General features: G+C 40.6%; 22 protein-coding genes. All 22 read left to right on the plus strand.

What is annotated here, in order from left to right:
* Positions 1-693 precede the first annotated feature (693 nt).
* The 22 genes from flgB (at position 694) to fliR (ending at position 17,171) form a co-directional block, all read left to right on the plus strand.
* On the plus strand, positions 694-1,089 hold the full coding sequence (flgB, locus tag MHB45_RS05910) for a flagellar basal body rod protein FlgB (RefSeq protein ID WP_048684866.1): 396 nt from the start codon (positions 694-696) through the stop codon (positions 1,087-1,089).
* Positions 1,089-1,547, plus strand: coding sequence for a flagellar basal body rod protein FlgC (gene flgC / locus MHB45_RS05915; protein ID WP_072272718.1), 459 nt, complete (start codon positions 1,089-1,091; stop codon positions 1,545-1,547). The genes flgB and flgC overlap by 1 nt, the downstream gene beginning before the upstream one ends.
* A gap of 22 nt (positions 1,548-1,569) precedes the next feature.
* Positions 1,570-1,878, plus strand: a complete 309-nt coding sequence (gene fliE / locus MHB45_RS05920) for a flagellar hook-basal body complex protein FliE (protein WP_053087411.1) — start codon at positions 1,570-1,572, stop codon at positions 1,876-1,878.
* Between the two features lie 93 nt (positions 1,879-1,971).
* On the plus strand, positions 1,972-3,570 hold the full coding sequence (fliF, locus tag MHB45_RS05925) for a flagellar basal-body MS-ring/collar protein FliF (protein ID WP_072272719.1): 1,599 nt from the start codon (positions 1,972-1,974) through the stop codon (positions 3,568-3,570).
* A 12-nt stretch (positions 3,571-3,582) separates the two neighbouring features.
* Positions 3,583-4,602, plus strand: a complete 1,020-nt coding sequence (gene fliG, locus MHB45_RS05930; RefSeq protein WP_048684860.1) for a flagellar motor switch protein FliG — start codon at positions 3,583-3,585, stop codon at positions 4,600-4,602.
* The gene (fliH, locus tag MHB45_RS05935) at positions 4,595-5,359 is read left to right on the plus strand and encodes a flagellar assembly protein FliH (RefSeq protein WP_048684857.1); all 765 of its coding nucleotides are present in this window, start codon (positions 4,595-4,597) and stop codon (positions 5,357-5,359) included. The genes fliG and fliH overlap by 8 nt, the downstream gene beginning before the upstream one ends.
* 2 nt (positions 5,360-5,361) lie before the next feature.
* The gene (gene fliI, locus MHB45_RS05940; RefSeq protein ID WP_072272720.1) at positions 5,362-6,681 is read left to right on the plus strand and encodes a flagellar protein export ATPase FliI; all 1,320 of its coding nucleotides are present in this window, start codon (positions 5,362-5,364) and stop codon (positions 6,679-6,681) included.
* Entirely contained in the window at positions 6,681-7,130 is a 450-nt protein-coding gene (gene fliJ / locus MHB45_RS05945; protein ID WP_309247764.1) for a flagellar export protein FliJ, read from the plus strand. The genes fliI and fliJ overlap by 1 nt, the downstream gene beginning before the upstream one ends.
* 4 nt (positions 7,131-7,134) lie before the next feature.
* Positions 7,135-7,743, plus strand: a complete 609-nt coding sequence (locus MHB45_RS05950) for a MotE family protein (protein ID WP_048684853.1) — start codon at positions 7,135-7,137, stop codon at positions 7,741-7,743.
* A 25-nt stretch (positions 7,744-7,768) separates the two neighbouring features.
* Positions 7,769-9,073: a flagellar hook-length control protein FliK gene (locus MHB45_RS05955; protein ID WP_048684850.1), complete on the plus strand. Its 1,305-nt coding sequence runs from the start codon at positions 7,769-7,771 to the stop codon at positions 9,071-9,073.
* An 8-nt stretch (positions 9,074-9,081) separates the two neighbouring features.
* Positions 9,082-9,717, plus strand: coding sequence for a flagellar hook assembly protein FlgD (flgD, locus tag MHB45_RS05960; RefSeq protein ID WP_048684848.1), 636 nt, complete (start codon positions 9,082-9,084; stop codon positions 9,715-9,717).
* Between the two features lie 10 nt (positions 9,718-9,727).
* Positions 9,728-9,862 (plus strand): hypothetical protein, encoded by a 135-nt coding sequence (locus MHB45_RS05965; RefSeq protein WP_260088753.1) that lies wholly within the window; start codon positions 9,728-9,730, stop codon positions 9,860-9,862.
* A gap of 316 nt (positions 9,863-10,178) precedes the next feature.
* Entirely contained in the window at positions 10,179-11,444 is a 1,266-nt protein-coding gene (locus MHB45_RS05970) for a flagellar hook protein FlgE (RefSeq protein ID WP_072272721.1), read from the plus strand.
* 26 nt (positions 11,445-11,470) lie between these two features.
* The gene (locus MHB45_RS05975; protein WP_207117682.1) at positions 11,471-11,707 is read left to right on the plus strand and encodes a flagellar FlbD family protein; all 237 of its coding nucleotides are present in this window, start codon (positions 11,471-11,473) and stop codon (positions 11,705-11,707) included.
* Positions 11,704-12,132: a flagellar basal body-associated protein FliL gene (gene fliL, locus MHB45_RS05980; protein WP_048684838.1), complete on the plus strand. Its 429-nt coding sequence runs from the start codon at positions 11,704-11,706 to the stop codon at positions 12,130-12,132. Before MHB45_RS05975 ends, fliL begins: the two co-directional genes overlap by 4 nt.
* Before the next feature lie 52 nt (positions 12,133-12,184).
* Positions 12,185-13,183 (plus strand): flagellar motor switch protein FliM, encoded by a 999-nt coding sequence (gene fliM / locus MHB45_RS05985; protein ID WP_340907495.1) that lies wholly within the window; start codon positions 12,185-12,187, stop codon positions 13,181-13,183.
* The gene (gene fliY / locus MHB45_RS05990; protein WP_048684832.1) at positions 13,173-14,390 is read left to right on the plus strand and encodes a flagellar motor switch phosphatase FliY; all 1,218 of its coding nucleotides are present in this window, start codon (positions 13,173-13,175) and stop codon (positions 14,388-14,390) included. Before fliM ends, fliY begins: the two co-directional genes overlap by 11 nt.
* A 17-nt stretch (positions 14,391-14,407) precedes the next feature.
* Positions 14,408-14,770: a response regulator gene (locus MHB45_RS05995; RefSeq protein WP_048684828.1), complete on the plus strand. Its 363-nt coding sequence runs from the start codon at positions 14,408-14,410 to the stop codon at positions 14,768-14,770.
* Between the two features lie 15 nt (positions 14,771-14,785).
* On the plus strand, positions 14,786-15,445 hold the full coding sequence (locus MHB45_RS06000) for a flagellar biosynthetic protein FliO (RefSeq protein WP_142953068.1): 660 nt from the start codon (positions 14,786-14,788) through the stop codon (positions 15,443-15,445).
* Entirely contained in the window at positions 15,442-16,107 is a 666-nt protein-coding gene (gene fliP / locus MHB45_RS06005; protein ID WP_072272723.1) for a flagellar type III secretion system pore protein FliP, read from the plus strand. Before MHB45_RS06000 ends, fliP begins: the two co-directional genes overlap by 4 nt.
* A gap of 14 nt (positions 16,108-16,121) precedes the next feature.
* Positions 16,122-16,391: a flagellar biosynthesis protein FliQ gene (gene fliQ, locus MHB45_RS06010; RefSeq protein ID WP_048684818.1), complete on the plus strand. Its 270-nt coding sequence runs from the start codon at positions 16,122-16,124 to the stop codon at positions 16,389-16,391.
* Positions 16,392-16,394: 3 nt separating this feature from the next.
* Positions 16,395-17,171 carry a flagellar biosynthetic protein FliR gene (gene fliR, locus MHB45_RS06015; RefSeq protein WP_048684815.1) on the plus strand — a complete coding sequence of 259 codons (777 nt, stop codon included), beginning with the start codon at positions 16,395-16,397 and terminating at the stop codon, positions 17,169-17,171.
* Position 17,172 lies beyond the last annotated feature (1 nt).

Here is a 17,172-nt window from a genome sequence, read left to right on the forward strand (position 1 = left end):
GTGTTACTGTCCGGGACAAACAGGTAAATACGGTGAAGGGCAGGGGGAGGGAAAAGAGGTAATTCAGATAAAATGGACATGTGAATATGGGCATGCTTTCTGTTTGAAGCAGAAAGTAGTTAAATATTTCCTATAAAGGGTAATTATATTATTATAACTGTCGAAATGGTGTAAATGAACGATAGGATAACTTTTTGATTCTTAAAAGACTATTGATAACGGTTTTAGTCATTAGGGAAATTTGTCGAATGGTTCAAAATTTTGATAAAAACGGTTTTTTTCAAAAAAGAAAAAATGCAGCAATCCGTTGTTTTCTTATAAATCCTTTATTTTAAAGGGTGAAATCAACTAAAATAAATTAAAAATTTGAAAGTAAATGTGAAAATTAGTTCTAAAGTATCAGGTATATAGGCGGGTTTTTCGATATGATATAAAAGTTAATAGAAGTAAAATTTGGTTAATATGTAGAATATCATATTAAAATGTAAGATTACGTAATATTAGCTGTATAATGATACTAAGAAAAAAGACAAATTTGAGCAATTTATGACAAATTTCGACGATAATAGGTCTAAAGTCTACGTATTGTTTATGGACATAGTTATAATGTTTCTTTAAAATTAAAATGTAAATCCGCTGGGCTAATTTATTGATAAAGTAATTATCTGTCAATTATAGAAAGAGGTGATCGATATGGAATTATTTTCGAATACTTTTCAATCACTAGAAAATGGCCTTGAATATTCTAATGCAAAACAAAAAGTCATTTCACAGAACATAGCCAATTCGGACACGCCTAATTATAAAGCTAAAGATATTGACAAAACAAAGTCCTTTAAGGCAGAGCTGGAATCTTCCCTCGAGTCATATCGTACCGATGAAAGACATTTTACCTTCAAATCAGAGGGGAGTCATGCTTCTCACATCGTGGCGCAGAAAAATGTCCGATATAACAACAATGGAAATAGCGTGGACATTGATAAGGAAATGACGGATCTTGCTGCCAATCAAATTTACTATAATGCAGTAAACGACAGGCTTTCGGGTAAGTTTCAATCATTGCAGAATGTAATTAGAGGAGGTAAGTGATGGGGATCTTCCAAAGTATAAACATGACCGGATCTAGCCTGACGAGTCAAAGGGTTAGGATGGATGTAATCTCTGCTAATATGGCTAATGCCGATACGACCAGGGCGGAATATAACGCTGAATCGAAAACATGGAAGCCATACACAAGAAAATCGGTTGTGTTGCAAAGTAAGGAAAATGGTTTTTCGAGTTTCTTAAACGCAGCATCCGGAAAAACGAGCGAAGTAGGGAATGGAGTGAAGGTGACTGGAATAGTAGAAGATAAAACACCTTTTGAACTGGATTACAATCCCGCCCATCCTGATGCCAATGAAGATGGTTATGTTGAAATGCCAAATGTCGACCCACTTAGGGAAATGGTTGATTTAATGAGTGTCACACGTTCATACGAAGCGAATGTGACAGTTCTAAATGCATCAAAGGGAATGATGATGAAAGCTTTGGAAATCGGAAAATAAAATTTTGAAAGGAGATGTTGTCATGGAGGGGATTTCTCTTTCGGCAGTGACCAATGCAAATCATCTACTAAAAAAAGATCATAGAAATACTAATACACCATACGAAGCACAGAGGGATTTTGCGTCGGTATTAAAAGAATCAATGAATAAAGTCAACGAAACACAAATGGCATCCGATGACCTTACAACCAAATTGGTTAATGGAGAGGATGTTGAGCTTCATTCGGTGATGATAGCTTCACAAAAAGCCAGTGTCACCATGCAGGCTACATTAGAGGTTCGGAATAAGGTTGTGGAAGCCTACCAGGAAATGATGAGAATGAGTATATAGCATTCATTTTTTAACCTGGATAATATAGAGAAAAATGACCAGGGGGAAAAGAAATCCCCAATCATAAATTCATAGACTGACCGGGGGATTTAAATGAATGAAGTACTAGTGAATTTTAAAAACAAAATAACTGCTTACTGGACGAGCCGCAGTAAAAACCAAAAAATCATGATGGTTGGTTCAGCAGCATTAATTATCATCATCATTACGACGGTTTCAATTTTAACCACGCGTACGACGCTGGTGCCCTTATACTCCAACTTAACTCCATCGGAAACGGGGAGCATTAAAGAGAATCTAGACAGTCAAGGGATTATGAATGAAGTTTCTGAAAATGGAACGACCATAAAAGTTCCTGAAGAAAGACTGGATTCACTTAAAGTGGAACTGGCAGCAGAAGGAATTCCGGAATCGGGCAGCATCGACTATTCCTTTTTTAGTCAGAGTGCCGGTATCGGCATGACTGAAAATGAATTCAATGTCATTAAATTGGACTCGATGCAAACGGAATTGGCAAGTTTAATAAAAAAGATTGATGGAGTGGAAGATGCCAGTGTAATGATCACTCTTCCTGATGAAGGAGTTTTTGTCAGTGATTCAGCTGGGGAAGCGTCAGCATCCATTGTATTGAATACGAAACCCGGTTATAAATTTGAGGAAAGTCAAATCAATTCCCTTTACCATCTTGTCTCAAAAAGTGTTCCGAATCTCCCTACAGATAATATCGTCATTATGAACCAAGAGTTTGAGTACTTCGATCTTGAAAAACAAAATTCTTCTTTTGCGTCCGCATTTGCTACCCAAAACGAAATAAAAAAAGAGATAGAACGCGATATTCAAAGACAGGTACAAAATATGCTTGGAACGATAATGGGAAGAGACAAAGTCGTAGTTTCAGTCACGACAGACATCGATTTCACTCAAGAAAATCGGGAAGAGAATTTAGTTGAACCGGTCGATGAAGAAAATATGGCTGGGATTGAGATTTCTGCGCAAAGAATCAATGAATCGTATAGCGGGGACGCAGCGGGGGCAGGAGGCGTTCCGCAAAGTGAGGATTCCTCAGATTCATTGGGAACCCAATATGCTGAAGGCACAAACGGTTCCGGTGATTATGAAAAAGTGGATGAAACGATAAATAGTGAAGTGAACCGAATCAAGAAAGAAATAGTCGAAAGCCCATATAAAGTTAAAGATTTAGGTATTCAAGTCATGGTCGAGCCGCCTTCAGCTGACGATCCGGATTCTTTATCTCAACAGAGTGTGAATGATATTACACAAATCCTAGGTACGATAATACGCACGACAATCGAGAAAAAAGCTGAAGGGGAAGAACTGACGGACGAGGAGCTTAATAATAAAATTGCGATTTCCGTTCAGCCGTTTAACGGAAAAATGAAGGTGCAAAAAGATGAAACGAATCCTTCGTTACCAATTTGGGCGTACATCGTCGGCGGAGTGCTAATACTTGCCATTATCATTCTATTAATCTTATTCCTCCGGTCCCGAAAACAAGCTGAAATGGAAGAGGAGTACGTGGTTGAAGAGGAAGAGGTCGTATTCGAAGTTCCGGATTTGAACAAAGAGAAGGAAACGGAAGCATCCTTAAAAAGAAAACAATTGGAGAAACTTGCAAAAGAAAAGCCGGATGAATTTGCAAAATTATTAAGAAGCTGGATAGCGGAAGACTAGGAGGCTTGGAAAGTGACATATAGAAAAAAAAAGGCCGGATTGACTGGCAAACAGAAAGCTGCCATCCTCCTTATTTCCTTAGGCCCGGATGTTTCTGCATCCGTATATAAGCATCTTACTGAAGAGGAAATTGAGAGATTGACCCTTGAAATCTCTGGAGTGAGGAAAGTGGACTCCCATGATAAAGAAGAAATCCTGGAAGAATTCCATAATATTGCTTTGGCACAGGATTACATCTCGCAGGGCGGGATAGGATATGCGAAGCAGGTACTGGAAAAAGCATTAGGCACTGATCAGGCAACCGCCATCATTAACCGTTTAACATCATCCTTACAGGTTCGTCCATTCGACTTTGCACGAAAGGCAGATCCTGGACAAATCTTGAATTTCATCCAGAACGAGCATCCACAGACCATTGCATTAATCCTGTCTTACCTTGATCCCACACAGGCTGGACAAATATTGTCTGAACTTCCGCAAGAGGTGCAGGCCGATATTGCAAGAAGGATTGCATTAATGGATAGCACTTCTCCGGAAATCATCAATGAAGTGGAACAAATACTCGAAAGGAAACTTTCTGCGACCGTAACCCAAGATTATACACAGACTGGTGGAGTTGAAGCTGTTGTAGATGTGTTGAATGGGGTTGACCGCTCAACGGAAAGAACGATTTTGGATGCACTTGAAATCCAAGATCCGGAGCTTGCTGAGGAAATCAAGAAACGAATGTTTGTTTTTGAAGATATCGTGACCCTTGATGGCAGGGCGATTCAGCGAGTAGTCAGGGAATCTGATAACGAAGACCTTAAACTTTCTCTTAAAGTGGCTAGTGATGAAGTGAAGGAAATCGTCTTTCGAAACATGTCAAAACGCATGGTTGAAACGTTCCAGGAAGAAATGGAATTTATGGGACCGGTACGTTTGCGTGATGTGGAAGAAGCACAATCAAGAATTGTTGCCGTCATTCGAAAACTGGAGGAAACTGGTGATATTGTGATAGCCCGCGGCGGAGGGGATGATATCATTGTCTAGGATTATCAAATCCCAGCAGGCTAACCAGGAGAAAAGCAAAAAGATTGCAATAAAAGTTCGCCCTTTCGACTTTCTTCAAAATGATGATGCAGATGAGCGGAAAAACCTTCATTATCTTCAATCTGATGAATTTCTTAATGATGCTAAACAGGAAGCGGAAACGTTATTGCTTGAAGCTAAACAAAAAGCCCAAGCGATTGCTGCCGAAATCCAGCAAGACCGAGAACAATGGGAGAATCAAGAGAAAGCAATGTTTATCGAACAAGCTCAAAATGAAGGGTATCGGCAGGGAGTCGAAGATGGTATTCAAAAGGGGTATAACGAGATTGCAGCGGAAATAGCCTTCGCTAAGGAAGTGGTAGAGTCTTCTAAAAAAGATTATCGGCACCACATTGAATCATCTGAAACGGTTATTTTGAATCTTGCCCTGAAAGTGGCAGAGAAAATTATCGGGCAACAGCTTGAAAAAGATGAATTGTCTTTTTTATCCATAGTCAAAAGAGCCATCAAAGAGGTGAGGGATTATCGTGAAGTGCAATTGCATATCCATCCGATCCAATATCAATCGATTCTTTCTCATAAAGATGAATTGATGGCAATCTTTCCGAAAGATACCGAGTTGTATATCTTTCCGGATGATGAGCTTGAAGAAAGCAGCTGTATCATTGAATCCGAAAACGGAAGGATGGATGCCAGTGTCGACAGTCAGCTGCAGGAAATAAAATTGAAACTAACTGAAGTGCTGGAAGGGGAGTAGAGATGAAAACCAGAGACCTATTGGCCTTAGTTGATGAAGTTGATCCTTTCAAACATTATGGACGGGTCAAACGTGTCGTGGGGCTAATGATAGAATCTCAAGGCCCTGAAAGCTCTGTAGGCGATGTTTGTTATATCTATACAGGTATACAAAAAAAGAAAAATAGAATCTTGGCTGAAGTTGTCGGCTTCCGTGATGAAATGGTTATTTTAATGCCGTTTACAGCAGTTAGTGATATTGCACCGGGTTGTATCGTGGAAGGGAGCGGACGGAGCCTTGAGATAAAGGTGGGAAGTGGGCTGATTGGCAAAGTAGTCGACCCATTGGGACATCCTATAGATGACTCTATGCTTCCAAAAGGTCTCGCGACAATTTCTGTGGATCAAGATCCACCGAATCCGATGAAACGACCTCCCATTAATGAGCCAATAGATGTAGGAGTTCGAGTGATTGATAGTTTATTAACAGTTGGAAAAGGACAACGTGTTGGTATCTTTGCAGGGAGCGGTGTCGGGAAAAGCACGTTGCTTGGAATGGTGGCAAGGAATACGACGGCGGACTTAAATGTAATAGGTCTTATTGGAGAACGGGGCCGTGAAGTTCGGGAATTCATTGAGAAAGATCTTGGACCAGAAGGGCTGGCACGATCAATCGTTGTAGTGGCGACATCTGACCAGCCAGCGTTGATGAGGATAAAGGGTGCTTTGACGGCAACTGCCATCGCTGAATATTTTCGTGATAAGGGATTGAATGTGATGCTGATGATGGATTCGGTCACGAGGGTTGCGATGGCCCAGAGGGAAATTGGGCTTGCCATCGGGGAACCGCCGACGACCAAAGGGTATACTCCATCCGTTTTTGCCATCCTTCCAAGGTTACTCGAGAGAACGGGAACAAATCAGCTGGGTACCATTACAGCTTTTTATACAGTTCTCGTCGACGGTGATGATATGAATGAACCGATTGCTGATGCTGTCAGGGGAATTTTGGATGGTCACTTCATACTGGACCGTAATTTGGCCAATAAAGGACAGTTTCCAGCGCTTAATGTATTAAAGAGCATTAGTCGTGTCATGAACAATATTGTTGGTGAAAAGCATAAAAACGCTGCAGAAAAATTGCGGGCAAGTTTATCAACCTATATGGAGTCGGAAGATTTGATAAATATAGGAGCTTATAAGAAGGGGTCTTCCAAACAAATTGATCATTCAATTACACGCTATCCGGACATCATTTCATTTTTAAAGCAAGGAACCCATGAAAAAGCTTCTAAAGATAATAGTATCAACGCCCTTGTCGAATTGATGGAGAAAGGTGATTAATGATGATTTATCAATATAAATTCGAGAAGATCCTGTCCATCAAAGAAAAAGAAAAAACCGATGCACTAGCTAAATATAATGCCGCTTTAAAAAAATTTGAAGAAGTGGCAGAAAAATTATATAAGCTTTTAAAGAAAAAAGAAGAGTTGCTTGAGTTTCAACAGGAGAAGCTGCGAAATGGATTATCCGTTCAGGATATTCGTCATCATCAGTTATTTATGGACAATTTGGAAAAACTCTTAAGCCTCTGTCAACAGGAAGTCATTGAAGCGCGATACAAGATGAATACTCAACGGGATATATTAATGGAAAGAAATATCGAGGTTAAAAAGTACGAGAAAATGAAAGAAAATGATTTTCTTGAATTTCTCCATGTCATGAAGGAAGCTGAGAACAAAGAAATGGATGAAATTTCTATCCGGCAATACTTAAGCAAAGGCGTAAGGTGATGGAATGCGTAAAAAAAGTGAATCTAATGAATTGGAAGAAAGCAAGATAAGCAAGTTTCAATGGTTTCTTGTCATCTTCATTCCATTAATCTTTGCGGTAACTGTAGCGTTGATCGTTTTTACCGTTGCAGGGGTGAATGTAGTGGAAAAGGCAAAGGAAATGTCGGCGAAAATACCCTTCATTGAATCGGATCAAAAGGGTGAAAAGAATGGTAAAACAGTGAAAAATGATGAGAAAGTTTCCATGAAGCTCGAAAAATTAGAAACCGAGATTGAAAATAAGGAAAAAGAGATAGAAAAGCTTGAGGGCATCATTGATACACGTGACAAGGCCATTGCGAAGGCAGAAGTGGAAAAACAGCAGCTTCAAACAGAAATGAATCAACTTAAGGATAGTCAGAATAATAGTAAACAAGCGTTCAAAGATATAATCCGTACTTATGAAACGATGGCCCCCAAGAGAGCTGCACCTATCATTACAGAAATGAATGATGAAGATGCAGTCAATATTCTCTCAAGTATGAAAGCAGCCACTTTAGCTAAGGTTTTGGAGCAAATGACAACAGCTGATGCTGCAAGATTAACGAAGAAACTAACGGAACAAGGTTCTTAAGCGGAAGGAGTGAGGAGGTGAATAGATGAATTTAGCCATTAATTTTGTACTTCCTTTGGCATCATTGAATCTAAAGGTACCAATTAAGGCAAATCAGCAAACTAATTCAGGGTTTGGTTCCGTCCTTCAATCAGCCATGGGGGCAGAACCCCCCATTCAATCGGATATGGTAGCCATCACTGAAGGACGAATGTCTGTAATAAAGGATTTGCTTGTTTTTTTGAAACTTGAAAGGTTGAGTGATACAGGGGAAGAGAGTGCAGCCGTTGCCCCTATAGTAAACCAACAAGACAACAACCATATTTTACAGATCCTAACAAACGTAGCTGGGAATGATGAGGATGCCCTTGCTGATTTCTTAGCGAGAATCGAGGAATTGGATTTAGAACAAGAAGTGGATGACTTCAGCCTGAATCCACAAAGTTTGTTATCTGCCAATGTCATGGAACTGTATACAATCCTGAAAAAAGTTACTGCATTGAGCGAAGAAGAATGGCAAGACCTACCCTTATCTGGTGTGGTGAATCTTTTGAAACTGGTAAAAATTCAAGATCTTCTCTCGGAGAATAAGGATGTGACACAAGATGAAGCGGCCATCCAGAAACAAATGAAACGCCTGCTTGAAGGGATAACGGGAAAGCTGGAGAAATGGCTGTCCAATCAGTCTAAATCAGAAATTGACCGATCTTTTAACACGTTGGAGAAAGGGCAAACTAAAGCCATGGAAACATTGAAAAGCGCATTCTCGCAATTATCCGGGAGTGACAAGGTAAATAAGGACGGGACAGTGGGCAGCGGTGTGACTTTGCAAAGTACGGATAGTGGTAAACATCAAGGGCCTGGTATGCCTTTTCTCATGACAAAGCTGGAACAATTCGTCTTGGCAGCTCCAAAAGGTGAGCAAACCGTCAGTCAAGAAGAGTTTGTTAAGCAATTTGAAAATATTTTAAGTAAGGCTAACTTTAGCGGAACTAACGGTGTAAATAAACTGTTGATCAGATTGAATCCTGAACATTTAGGGTCCCTAAGAATCGAGTTGATTCAAAAGGATGGCATGCTGTCAGCCAAGATTCTGGCTACTACTTCCCAGGCCAAAGATATGCTGGAGAATCAGATTCATGGTTTAAAACACGCCTTTAGCGGACAAAACATTCAAATTGAAAGAATTGAAATATCACAGGCCTTCAATGCTTTTAACTCTGAGAAATTCAGCCAGAAAGATGCGGAAGAACATAATGAACAACAGGAGAGTAAGGAAGAAAACAATGATGAGGCGGAAAGCGAGTTTATGGGATCCCTTGCCGATGCTCTGTTAAATCTGGAAGTGTAGGTGAAAAAATGACGACCATCGATACGTCGCTATTATTACCAAAATCTCAAACTGAAAACAGAAAAGCCGGGGATGCATTGGGAAAAGATGATTTCTTGAAATTGTTGCTTACCCAGCTTCAAAACCAAGATCCTTCAAGTCCGATGGATAATACGGAATTCATCGCCCAAATGGCCACTTTTTCTTCTCTGGAACAGATGATGAATATGGGAGCCCAATTGGAAGAAATAATTGGGATCAATCAACAAAATAGTTTAATGAACTATAACTCTTTTGTAGGAAAGGAAGTAACTTGGCACAAATTGGATGAGGGAGATGACGACCTTGCGATAGAAGAAGGGACAGGCATCGTTAAATCCATCCAATATAAGGGGGATGGTGTTTATTTTCTTTTAGAAGATGGCACAAAGCTTGAACCCGCAAATATTTCGGCAATGAAACAAACAAGTTCCACGGCGAATAGCCTGACGGCGGCAAGTGAATTAATAGGCAAGCGCGTTTCCTGGATGGACGAAAAAAGTGGAGAGTCGTCCGCTGTCGTAATCTCGGTATCCATGAGTAATGGCAAGCTGCAAATTGAAGTGGATGATGAAAACAAAACCAAGTTATCATCAGGGCAATTGATAAAAATCGCTGAAGCTTAAGGGGCAGAATATGAATAAACTTGGTTTTCAAGAAGATTCCGCTCAGCTGCTGTCACAAACCAAATTACAGTTTAGGCAAAGGCAAATGATCCCACAAGGCTTTCGACAGCATTTTCAAGCTGCTGTCTTCACAAATGAAAAATAGACCATTAGTAAACATGCTCAATTACTGATGAGTCAATACAGATATAGCACCGCAAACTTGGGACAAAATAGCCCATAAAGCCAATGAGACCAAAAAGATGGGGGTAACCGAAGCCCTTTTTCATTAAAGCTAATGCGGCACTCATAGGCACGGAAAACACCAAGGCCTTCACGGTAATGGACAGAGATGAAGCAACATCACAAATTTTCACGAAATCAATGGAACCATAATTATAGATAAATAGGCTGGACCTGGAAAAGGAAGCCTGGACTGCGGAATGACGGAAGCAGTCGTTATATGAAAGGGGAGCTTTTACATGCTTCGTTCAATGTATTCGGGAATAAGCGGATTAAAAAACTTACAAACAAAATTGGATGTTATCGGTAATAACGTTGCCAATGTCAATACATATGGTTTCAAAAAAAGCCGTGTGACATTCAGTGATGCGATGAACCAAACGGTATCTGGTGCAAGTGCAGCAACAGCCAATAAAGGCGGAACCAATTCCAAACAAATTGGATTGGGCTCCACGATTGCTACAATCGATACGATCCATACACAGTCAAGCCTTCAAACCACCGGTCGCGATCTTGATTTAGGGATATCCGGTGATGGCTATTTTGTCGTCAAGCAAGGTGATTCTCTTTCATATACACGTGCAGGTAACTTTTATCTGGATGATAATGGTACGCTTGTAAACGCGAATGGTTTGAAAGTACAGGCATACAAGATTGATGAAAACGGGAAACGATCAAAAACGATTGGCGACGTTGCTGTTAACGTCAATGCGATTTTACCTGCCATTACCACTGCTAAAATATCAGTAAGTGGAAATCTAGCTTCTGACGCAATTGATGGTACCGTATTTAGCCAGCAAATGAAAGTTGTGGATGAAAAGGGAAAAGAACAAACGGCAACTATCTATTTCCAAAAAAACGGTGATGATAAATGGGAGCTATTTGATGAAGAACCTGCTGCTTTGGGGGATACCTCAGCAACTAAACCAAAGCCGTTCACTTCAGTGAATTTCGATGGTAATGGTCAGATTGTGGCAGCAGATAAAACCCAGACAGGTCAAACCATTAACATTTCAAGCGGCAATGAGGATGACTCGGATACAGCAGTTGATGAAAGCGTTCAAAAAGTTAATTTGGATTTTGATTTCTCGAACCTCACTCAAGTTAAAGGTTCCACTACTGCTCTTGTCAATCCGGACGGTAATAAAGAAGGTAAACTGGAAAGTTTTAATATTGGTTCGTCAGGCGAAATAAATGTCGTTTATTCCAATGGACTTATCACAACCTTAGGCCAACTGGCCGTTGCCAAGTTTTCCAATGCATCAGGCTTGACGAAAACGGGTGGTAATACTTTTCAGGAATCAATCAATTCAGGTACTGCAAACATCAATATCGCAGGTGAGGGGCGCGGTGTGATTGCATCAGGTTCATTGGAAATGTCCAATGTAGATTTATCCGAAGAATTTACTGAAATGATCGTTGCTCAACGTGGTTTCCAGTCGAATTCCAGGATCATTACGACGTCGGATGAAATTTTACAGGAATTAGTTAACTTAAAACGATAGGTTAAGGGAGGGAGGAGCCAGGTCTTTTGCTCTGGCTCCTAAATATCATTATCAAAGTCAGAAGGCTCAATGGCAAATGCTTTCATATAAATGCATTGTACATAGACACGGTCGAGTCATTGCCAGATACGACCATTACTTTTACAAATGGTAAGAAAATCGTTGTGCTAGAGAAGGAAGAGGAACTGGTTGCAGCTATCATACAATTTTATCGTACCGTTAATGTTCTCGGTTTTCGTAAGGATGTGGAGGAAAGTTCATGAAAAAAAACCTATTGACTATTATGTTGATTATACTCGTGGCTATAACGCTTGTTGGTGTCATAGCGGTCGTGGTTGTGACAAAGTTATCTGAACCCACATCTGCCGAAGATAAACCTAGCATTGACGAAATTGTGGAATCATTAGTGGAGGTTCCTGAAATTACTACGAATCTTGCAGGCAATGATTATATTAAAATCTCATTTATGGTCCAAACAGAAAATAAAAAAGCAAAAGAAGAGTTGGAAAAAAGAAATTTTCAAGTGAAAAATATCATCATTACCGAACTATCCGAAATGAAAGCGGAAGAGTTAACCGGTAAAAAAGGCAAGGAAAAGCTTCAGGAAGCTTTAAAGACTAGAGTGAATGAATTAATGGAAGAAGGAAAAGTTGAAAAGGTTTATATAACTTCCTCGATTCTGCAATAAGAACATCCTTGCTTCATTAAATTAGAAGGGGAAGCTTTGGAGGTGAGTGTTAATGTCCGGGGAAATATTATCGCCAAATGAAATCGATGCTTTGTTATCGGCCATTTCCACGGGGGAAATGGATGCAGATGATTTAAAAAAAGAAGAAGTAGAAAAAAGAGTGAAAGTATACGACTTTAAAAGGGCGCTTCGGTTTTCAAAGGATCAAATCCGGAGTTTGACAAGGATACACGAGAACTTTGCCAGGCTGCTGACCACATACTTTTCTGCTCAGCTCAGAACATATGTCCAAATATCCGTTGCTTCTGCAGATCAAATACCATACGAAGAATTTATCCGATCGATTCCGAAAATGACTATCATTAATGTTTTTGAGGTGCCGCCCTTGGATGGCCGAATCATTCTTGAGGTCAACCCGAATATCGCATATTCCATGATGGATCGCGTTTTGGGCGGGCGGGGCATAAGCGTGAATAAGGTGGATAGTTTAACGGAAATAGAAACGAAAATCATGTCGAATTTATTCGAGAAGGCTTTTGAGAATTTACAGGAGGCTTGGGGAACGATTGTTGACATAGACCCGGTGATGACTGAGTTCGAGGTGAATCCACAATTCCTGCAGCTGGTTTCACCCAACGATACAGTTGTGGTCATTTCCTTGAATACACAAATCGGAGAAACGAGCGGAATGATTAATGTTTGCATTCCTCACGTCGTATTGGAACCGATCATACCAAAGTTGTCCGCTCATTATTGGATGGGAAATTCCCAAAAGGAAAAAATCCCGGAGGAAATCATGATTTTGGAAAACCGTATCCGAAACGCAGATCTTCCCATTATATCCGAGCTTGGTTCCACGGACATCACCATCGAGGATTTTTTGCTGCTTGATGTTGGCGATGTCATCGATTTAAATAAGGCAATCGATGAACCTTTGACGATTACCATTGGAGGGATCCCGAAATACAGCGGGCAGCCAGGAAAAGTAGGAAAAAAACATGCTATCCAGATTCTTGATATTTTGAAAGGGGGAGACGAAGATGGTAAGTGATGGAATGCTTTCACAAGACGAGATAGATGCCCTTTTAAAAGGTACAAGTGATATAGAGGATGAGGTGTTCCCTCTTTCGATTGATGATTATTTATCAATGATGGAACTCGACACCCTCGGTGAAATTGGTAATATCTCCTTCGGAAGTTCGGCCACTGCTCTATCCACGTTGTTGAATCAGAAAGTGGATATCACCACCCCGACGGTTACTTTAATTGAAAGGGGGCAGATCGCGGAAGAATTCCCGCATCCGTACGTAGCGATTCAAGTGCAATATACAGAAGGTTTTTCAGGTATAAATATGCTGGTAATCAAGCAGAGCGATGCAGCTATCATTGCAGATTTGATGCTTGGCGGAGATGGGGGGAATCCTTCTGACCTTCTTGGGGAAATTCAATTGAGTGCTGTCCAGGAAGCCATGAACCAAATGATGGGTTCTGCTGCGACATCCATGTCGACCATTTTCAGTAAAAAAGTGGATATTTCACCACCTAGCGTAGATTTACTTAACTTTTTAAATGGTGTTGGTGAAAATGCGATACCTGACGAGGATTTATTTGCAAAAATCTCGTTCCGCCTCCGTGTCGGTAACTTAATTGACTCCAGCATTATGCAATTGTTGCCGTTAGAGTTTGCTAAAGGGTTAGTTTCTGAATTATTAAATGGGACGGGCGAAAGCCAACCTGCCGATATGAATACGCAAAAAGCACTGAGTGATCCAGAAATGAACATTCCGACTCAGGAGCCGGCACCATTCCAGGATAACCGGACTGATCGATCGGTAAATGAAACTTATGGACAAGGCGGTCATCAAGCCCAACCCATGAACCAAATACCGAATGTACCACAACATTTTGGAGTTTCATCCGTACCAACAGGACAGCCGGTGAATGTTCAGCCTGCCAGTTTCACTAGTTTCCAGCCTTATCAGCTTCAGGAGCCTGAAACGAAAAATCTCAGCATGCTGATGGATATCCCCTTGCAAGTGACTGTGGAACTTGGAAGAACGAAGCGCTCCGTAAAGGATATTTTGGAGCTTTCCTCCGGATCGATCATCGAATTGGATAAATTAGCAGGAGAGCCAGTGGATATCCTGGTAAACAGCCGCTTGATAGCAAAAGGTGAGGTAGTGGTGATTGATGAAAACTTTGGAGTGCGTGTTACGGATATCATGAGCCAAAGTGAACGATTAAATAAAATAAAATAATTTGGGGGACTAAAATAATGGCTAATAAAATTTTAATTGTGGATGATGCAGCATTTATGAGAATGATGATAAAGGATATCCTTTCTAAAAATGGTTTTGAAATAGTCGGGGAAGCAGCAGATGGCGCCCAAGCAGTGGATAAATATAAAGAAACCCATCCGGATCTTGTAACGATGGATATTACCATGCCCGAAATGGATGGTATTACAGCGTTAAAGGAAATTAAAAAGATAAATCCTCAAGCTAAGGTCATCATGTGTTCAGCGATGGGGCAGCAAGCCATGGTCATCGATGCGATCCAGGCGGGTGCAAAAGACTTTATCGTGAAGCCATTCCAGGCAGACCGTGTTTTGGAAGCCATAAATAAAGCATTAAGTTAAGAGGGTGTCTTCATATTGGTATTAATTAAAAAATGGCTTCAGTTCTCACTGATGATAGCAGTATTCTTCTCTGGGGCCATTCAGGCCCATGCGGAAGATCTTGAAAAAACAGTGAAGGATGTTTATGAACAGCCAGATGATTTAAAGGTGGATAAAGGTGAATCAATAGACTCGAAATCTACCAAACAGGCAACGAATTCTGACAAAGTGGGGATAACCGTTTGGGAGTTTCTGAGGATGATATTTGCTACTATTTTTGTAGTGGCCCTTCTATATATCCTATTAAAGTTCATTAATAAAAAAAGTAAATCGTATCAAAAGGCAAATTCAGTGGAGAATTTAGGCGGTACGGCCCTTGGTGCAAACCGTTCTGTTCAGCTTGTTAAGGTCGGCGGGCGAATATTGGTGATCGGGGTCGGCGAGAATATTCAGCTTTTGAAAGAAATAGATGATCCCGAGGAATATGAACAGCTTTTGAAAGATCACAACGATAAGATCGATCAAATGATCCAGCCTGGGGAACTTGCAATGAAGTTGAAAAATAAGTGGTTGAAGAAAAGCGGTTCAGAAACCGCTAGTTTCTCTGCAGAGTTCAAAAGTCAACTTGATCAAATGTCTGATAGCAGGAAAAAGCTGTTAAAGGAGCTTGATAGGAAAGGAAGAGACAATGAATGAATGAGTTCATGGAGTTTTTTAATAACAGTGATCCCACTAATGTCTCTACTTCCGTCAAACTTGTTCTTCTGATGACTGTCTTATCGCTGGCTCCAAGCATATTGATCTTGATGACCTGTTTTACAAGAATCATCATTGTCCTGAGCTTTGTGAGAACATCGCTAGCTACACAGCAGATGCCGCCGAATCAGGTGTTGGTCGGCTTGGCACTTTTCATGACATTTTTCATAATGGCACCGACTTTTCAGGAAGTGAATGAAAAGGCATTAACCCCATTATTTAATGAAGAGATAGATTTAGAAGAGGCATATGTACAGGCCTCGATACCATTCAAGGAATTCATGAGTGCCCATACAAGGCAAAAGGATTTGGCGTTATTTTTGGGTTATGCCAAGGTGGATAAGCCTGAAACGATACAGGACATTCCCTTGAGTGCCTTTGTACCTGCTTTTGCAATAAGTGAAATCAAAACAGCTTTTCAAATTGGCTTCATGATTTTCATTCCCTTTTTGGTTATTGATATGGTCGTTGCAAGTGTTCTGATGTCGATGGGGATGATGATGTTGCCGCCAGTCATGATTTCCCTGCCATTTAAAATCCTCCTTTTCATTCTTGTTGATGGATGGTATTTAGTGGTGAAGTCTTTATTACAGAGTTTTTAAGCAGGTGAGAAAAAATGAGTGCAGATTTTGTTATTGATATAGCAGAAAAAGGAATTTATATGGTATTGATAATTGCCGGTCCATTGATGGTAATCGCTCTTATTGTAGGACTAGTAGTAAGCATCTTTCAGGCGACTACACAGATTCAGGAACAAACCTTGGCATTTGTTCCGAAAATCGTCGCAGTCTTATTGGGACTCATTTTATTGGCTCCATGGATGCTGAGCCACCTATTATCATATGCAAATGAAATATTCGGCAATCTGAACCGATTTGTAGGGTAGGGCATGGAGGAATTATTTCCGCACTTTCCCGCCTTTTTATTAATTGTAGTCCGGGTCACTACGTTTTTCGTGGCCATGCCGATTTTTTCGTACCGTTCAATACCGGTACAACATCGGGTCGGGCTTGGAATCTTCCTTGCCTGGATCATGTACTACACCATCGATGCTCCGGTTCTGGAATTGGATGTGACGTTTTATTTATTGATCATGAAAGAAGCGCTTGTTGGCCTTTTCATTGGGTTTGCAGCGTATATGATTTTGTCGGCCGTTCAAGTCGCTGGCGGATTGATTGATTTCCAAATGGGTTTTTCAATAGCGAATGTCATCGACCCCCAAACGGGGGCACAAAGCCCGTTGATGGGACAATACCTTTATACGGTCGCTTTATTATTCCTATTGAGCACTAACGGTCATCATTTGCTTTTGGATGGAATTTTTTATAGTTATCAGTTCATCCCGATTGACCAATTATTTGTACCATTCGGAGATCATGCACTGATAGAATATTTGGCCAAAGCTTTCAGCAAAGCTTTCATGATTGCTTTTCAAATGTCCATACCTGTAGTGGGAAGTATTTTCTTAGTGGATGTCACACTGGGGATCCTTGCCAGGACAGTCCCTCAATTAAATGTGTTCGTTGTCGGAATTCCAGTGAAAATCATTGCCGGCTTAGCGGTTATCATACTGGTAATGGGGATGATGATGACAGTTGTCACCCAACTCTTCAATTTCTTGCTTTTGACCATGCGTCATCTAATGCAGTTGATTGGAGGCGTTTGAT

Source organism: Peribacillus sp. FSL K6-5616 (genome assembly GCF_038008245.1).
GTDB classification, from domain to species: Bacteria; Bacillota; Bacilli; order Bacillales; family DSM-1321; genus Peribacillus; species Peribacillus frigoritolerans.

What these genes read in the sequence shown, in the direction of transcription:
- fliL (WP_048684838.1), top strand. Translation starts at nt 11,704, where the DNA reads ATGAAAAAAAACCTATTGACTATTATGTTGATTATACTCGTGGCTATA.
- MHB45_RS05970 (WP_072272721.1), top strand. Translation starts at nt 10,179, where the DNA reads ATGCTTCGTTCAATGTATTCGGGAATAAGCGGATTAAAAAACTTACAA.
- flgC (WP_072272718.1), top strand. Translation starts at nt 1,089, where the DNA reads ATGGGGATCTTCCAAAGTATAAACATGACCGGATCTAGCCTGACGAGT.
- fliI (WP_072272720.1), top strand. Translation starts at nt 5,362, where the DNA reads ATGAAAACCAGAGACCTATTGGCCTTAGTTGATGAAGTTGATCCTTTC.
- MHB45_RS05995 (WP_048684828.1), top strand. Translation starts at nt 14,408, where the DNA reads ATGGCTAATAAAATTTTAATTGTGGATGATGCAGCATTTATGAGAATG.
- fliM (WP_340907495.1), top strand. Translation starts at nt 12,185, where the DNA reads ATGTCCGGGGAAATATTATCGCCAAATGAAATCGATGCTTTGTTATCG.
- flgB (WP_048684866.1), top strand. Translation starts at nt 694, where the DNA reads ATGGAATTATTTTCGAATACTTTTCAATCACTAGAAAATGGCCTTGAA.
- fliP (WP_072272723.1), top strand. Translation starts at nt 15,442, where the DNA reads ATGAATGAGTTCATGGAGTTTTTTAATAACAGTGATCCCACTAATGTC.
- fliF (WP_072272719.1), top strand. Translation starts at nt 1,972, where the DNA reads ATGAATGAAGTACTAGTGAATTTTAAAAACAAAATAACTGCTTACTGG.
- MHB45_RS05965 (WP_260088753.1), top strand. Translation starts at nt 9,728, where the DNA reads ATGAATAAACTTGGTTTTCAAGAAGATTCCGCTCAGCTGCTGTCACAA.
- fliQ (WP_048684818.1), top strand. Translation starts at nt 16,122, where the DNA reads ATGAGTGCAGATTTTGTTATTGATATAGCAGAAAAAGGAATTTATATG.
- MHB45_RS05955 (WP_048684850.1), top strand. Translation starts at nt 7,769, where the DNA reads ATGAATTTAGCCATTAATTTTGTACTTCCTTTGGCATCATTGAATCTA.
- fliJ (WP_309247764.1), top strand. Translation starts at nt 6,681, where the DNA reads ATGATGATTTATCAATATAAATTCGAGAAGATCCTGTCCATCAAAGAA.
- flgD (WP_048684848.1), top strand. Translation starts at nt 9,082, where the DNA reads ATGACGACCATCGATACGTCGCTATTATTACCAAAATCTCAAACTGAA.
- MHB45_RS05950 (WP_048684853.1), top strand. Translation starts at nt 7,135, where the DNA reads ATGCGTAAAAAAAGTGAATCTAATGAATTGGAAGAAAGCAAGATAAGC.
- fliY (WP_048684832.1), top strand. Translation starts at nt 13,173, where the DNA reads ATGGTAAGTGATGGAATGCTTTCACAAGACGAGATAGATGCCCTTTTA.
- fliR (WP_048684815.1), top strand. Translation starts at nt 16,395, where the DNA reads ATGGAGGAATTATTTCCGCACTTTCCCGCCTTTTTATTAATTGTAGTC.
- fliE (WP_053087411.1), top strand. Translation starts at nt 1,570, where the DNA reads ATGGAGGGGATTTCTCTTTCGGCAGTGACCAATGCAAATCATCTACTA.